A 3480-nucleotide genomic window follows, 5' to 3' on the forward strand; every position below is an offset into this window, starting at 1 on the left:
GAGAAAAGCAGCCATCCGCCCCACATGCTTGTGATGACCGCCACACCCATTCCCCGCACACTGGCCATGACGGTCTATGGCGACCTCGATGTCTCGGTGATCGACGAACTTCCTCCGGGTCGTAAGCCGGTGCAGACGCTGCACCGTTACGACAAGAAAAGGGGTGCCCTCTATCAGTTTATCCGCGATCAGATTGGTGCCGGGCGACAGGCCTACATGGTCTACCCGCTGATCGAGGAGAGCGAGACACTCGATCTGAAGAACCTGGAGGAGGGATACGAGCATGTCAAAGCGGCCTTTCCGGAATTCACCGTCTGCAAGATGCACGGGCGGATGAAACCTGCCGAAAAGGAGGAGGTGATGCGGCGGTTTGTCTCGGGTGAGGTGCAGATCATGGTATCCACTACCGTGATCGAAGTAGGAGTGAATGTGCCGAATGCCAGCGTGATGGTGATCGAAAGTGCCCAGCGGTTTGGCCTTTCGCAGCTACATCAGCTGAGAGGCAGGGTGGGAAGGGGCGCTGATCAGTCTTACTGCATACTGATTACGCCCTACGAACTCTCTGCTGATACTCGCCGTCGGATGGAGATCATGACCGAAAGTAACGACGGCTTCGTGATCGCCGAAGCCGACCTTAAGCTGCGCGGCCCGGGCGACCTGGAGGGGACGCAGCAGAGCGGCATCCCTTTTAACCTGCATATTGCCGACCTGGTACGCGACAACGCCATTCTCTATCGTGCACGAGAGATTGCGGAGCGGGTGATTGAAAAAGATCCGGCGCTGGAGCAGCCGGAGCACCAGGTGCTGAAGCAGCAGCTCAGCCGCCTTGGCGGTAACCGGTACGACTGGAGCCGCATTAGTTGAAATTATTAATTTTTGAAGTGCTTGTCGGCAAAATCCAGAAAACGCTCCCAGTCGTAATCTGTTACGTCGTGTTTTCCTGCCCGCATATGATACCCGATATCTTCCATGATGGGTGTGTGAAGCTCCGGTATTTGATCTGTTCCGATAGTTGACAACCCGTATAACCGGTATATCGGGCCGGCGTGGTAAGCCGATAAAAACTCACCCCTCGGATCAGCCCACTGATCATCTTCTGCACTGGCCACGTAAACCTTGCGGGGCGCGATGAGAGCAAGCAGCTGATGCTGGTCCACCGGCATCAATTCTTCCTGGTTGTTGTACTGACGGAAATTTTCACAGAACCAGTGCGGAAATGCATTGTTAATGATTTCAGTGGTCTCCCCGAATTTTCTCCTGAAAAGTGCAGCACCCCCACAACCGGAGTCATTGGATATGACAATGCGGAATCGTGGATCCTGCGCACCGGCCCAAAGCGCTGCCTTTCCCTGGCGGGAATGTCCCATGATCGCTATTTTGTTGGTGTCTATCCTTTCCTGTGTTTCCAGAAAGTCGACAATCCGACTGGAACCCCAGGCCCATGCACCGATAGCCTGCCATTCCCCCGGATCTGTTTTTTGCGGATTATAACCGGAAAAAAGAGAAATCACACTGTGATCTTTCAATTCCGGCTTATCGGGGAAGATATCATGATAACACATGGTGGCAATAGCATATCCCCGGTCGATAATCAAATCGTAGTTCCACCGGCTTGTTTGAGTTCCCCTCTCCCAATCCGGATGACCCGGTTCTTTCACCAGACTGAAGGCAGGAGAATAAAGAATTGTTGTGTCTGTGGTTGTGCTGTGGTTTCCCTTGAAATTGTATCCCACAAACACCGGAACTTTGCCTTTTGGTTTGTTCGGGATATAGATCAAAAGAAAAGCTTCCAATTTTTTGTTTCCGTTGGAAAAGGTAAATTTTACCTGTTTGCTGGTCGCCTTACCACCCATAGCCTCTCTGTTTTCTGTCATGATCTCGTAAGAGACATCTATATTTTCAGCTGGAGTGTGACCATATATTTGGGAGGCAAACAGTTCCATCAGCTCCGGTCTTCTCTGTTTTTCCCACTGATTTACAGTAGTGACCATCTCTCCATTCCGGCATTTCAGCAGTTCAGGAAGGATATACGCGGGTACTTTCGATTCATCGTAATTCGCTTTCTGTTGGGTAAAAGCCAGCGAGGCTGACAGCCACAAAAGCAATAATCCGAAATTCTTTTTCATGTTTGCACAGTTTAAACACATGGTATTTTATAATTGAAGAATTTGATATGATCATTCTTTCAAAGTGGAATTTAGTTTACACTCCGATTCCAGCTTGCTGCAAATATAGTAATTATTTGGTAGTTATTATTGTCAACTCCTTGCCTTGTTTCAGTTGGTCATGCGTAATAAACCAACCATTGAGTGACTCTCCCCCATACCGGATCCCGGTTATCTTTTTCCCATTTCCTTTCTTCCGGATGGTGAAAGTGGTGTTGTCACCCAGGGTGAATTCCACCTTGTCGAACAGCGGTACCGACACAATATATTCCGGATCGGCGGGTGAGTAGGTGTATAGGCCGATCGCGTTGAAGACGTACCAGGCTGACATCTCTCCCGCATCGTCCATGCCGGCGTAAGCCAGCTTCTCCTCTCCCATATCATAGAATCGGCCCATGATGCTGTCCAATACGCATTGCGCCTTCTCCTGTTTCCCGATGAAGTAGTAGGTGTATGGAATCGAGTGGGAGGGCTGGTTGCCATGGCAGTAGTTACCGATAAAGCCGGTCATGTTGTGTGCCTCATAACCCCGCCATGGTTCGGTGAAGAGTGAGTCGAGCTTCTGCTCCACCGCCTTGTGATCAGGATAGAGAGCAATCATTCCTTCCGGATCGTGGGGAGCAAAGAAGAGTGAGTTCCAGGCGTTGGCTTCCCGGTACATATAGGCGAAATAGGGGTAGTAGGGATCGAAATCGGCTATCCAGGTGCCATCCTCTATCTTGCCACGCCAGAAGCCGGTTGATGGGTCGAACAGGTTTTTGTAATTTCCGGAGTGACGCATCAGCAGGTCGTGATTCTCCTGATCCCCAAGCTCCTTGGCAATCAATGCTGTCGCATAGTCGTCGTAGGCATATTCCACTGTTTTGGTGACGGCCGCCTTGTACTCGTCCCAGGTGGGGACGTGGGTAGTATCTTTTTCTGCAATCCATCCCCGCTTCAGATATTCATCGAGATAGGGCCTTCCACCCTGACCGGGAACGGTTGCATTTTTGAGCAGCAATTTATAAGCACGCTCCAGATCAAACCCTGTAATGCCGCGTAACCAGCTTCCGGCTACAAACACCGAAGCATGGTCGCCATGGAAGAAGGTGGGCATATAGCCTCCTCTTTTCTCACCCTTATCGGTGATTGATTTGATGATGTCCGTCGTGACATCCGGAGAGATCATTCCCAGCAGCACAAGCTTGTTCCGGTAGTCGTCCCAAAACGAGGGATTGGTATAATAGCGGAACCCTTCATTTACCACGTTTCCCCGTTCGTCGGTGAAGTCGCCGTTTACATCACTGCGTAGTGCAGGCCATAGGAATGAACGGTA

The 3480-nt window shown here is 50.7% G+C and carries 3 protein-coding genes; 1 reads left to right on the forward strand and 2 read right to left on the reverse strand.

Translation table 11 applies throughout. From position 1 onward, the window contains the following. A partial coding sequence (locus B3Z75_RS02655) for a helicase-related protein (RefSeq protein ID WP_294067473.1) occupies window positions 1-864 on the forward strand: 864 nt, incomplete at its 5' end. Between the two features lie 5 nt (window positions 865-869). On the opposite strand, the gene B3Z75_RS02660 is transcribed toward B3Z75_RS02655, so the two are convergent. Continuing rightward, window positions 870-2126: an acetylxylan esterase gene (locus tag B3Z75_RS02660; protein ID WP_294067475.1), complete on the reverse strand. Its 1257-nt coding sequence runs from the start codon at window positions 2124-2126 to the stop codon at window positions 870-872. A 112-nt stretch (window positions 2127-2238) separates the two neighbouring features. Further along, a partial coding sequence (locus B3Z75_RS02665; protein ID WP_294067478.1) for a glycoside hydrolase family 92 protein occupies window positions 2239-3480 on the reverse strand: 1242 nt, incomplete at its 5' end.

Source organism: Proteiniphilum sp. UBA1028 (genome assembly GCF_002316955.1).
In the GTDB taxonomy this organism is placed as follows: domain Bacteria; phylum Bacteroidota; class Bacteroidia; order Bacteroidales; family Dysgonomonadaceae; genus Proteiniphilum.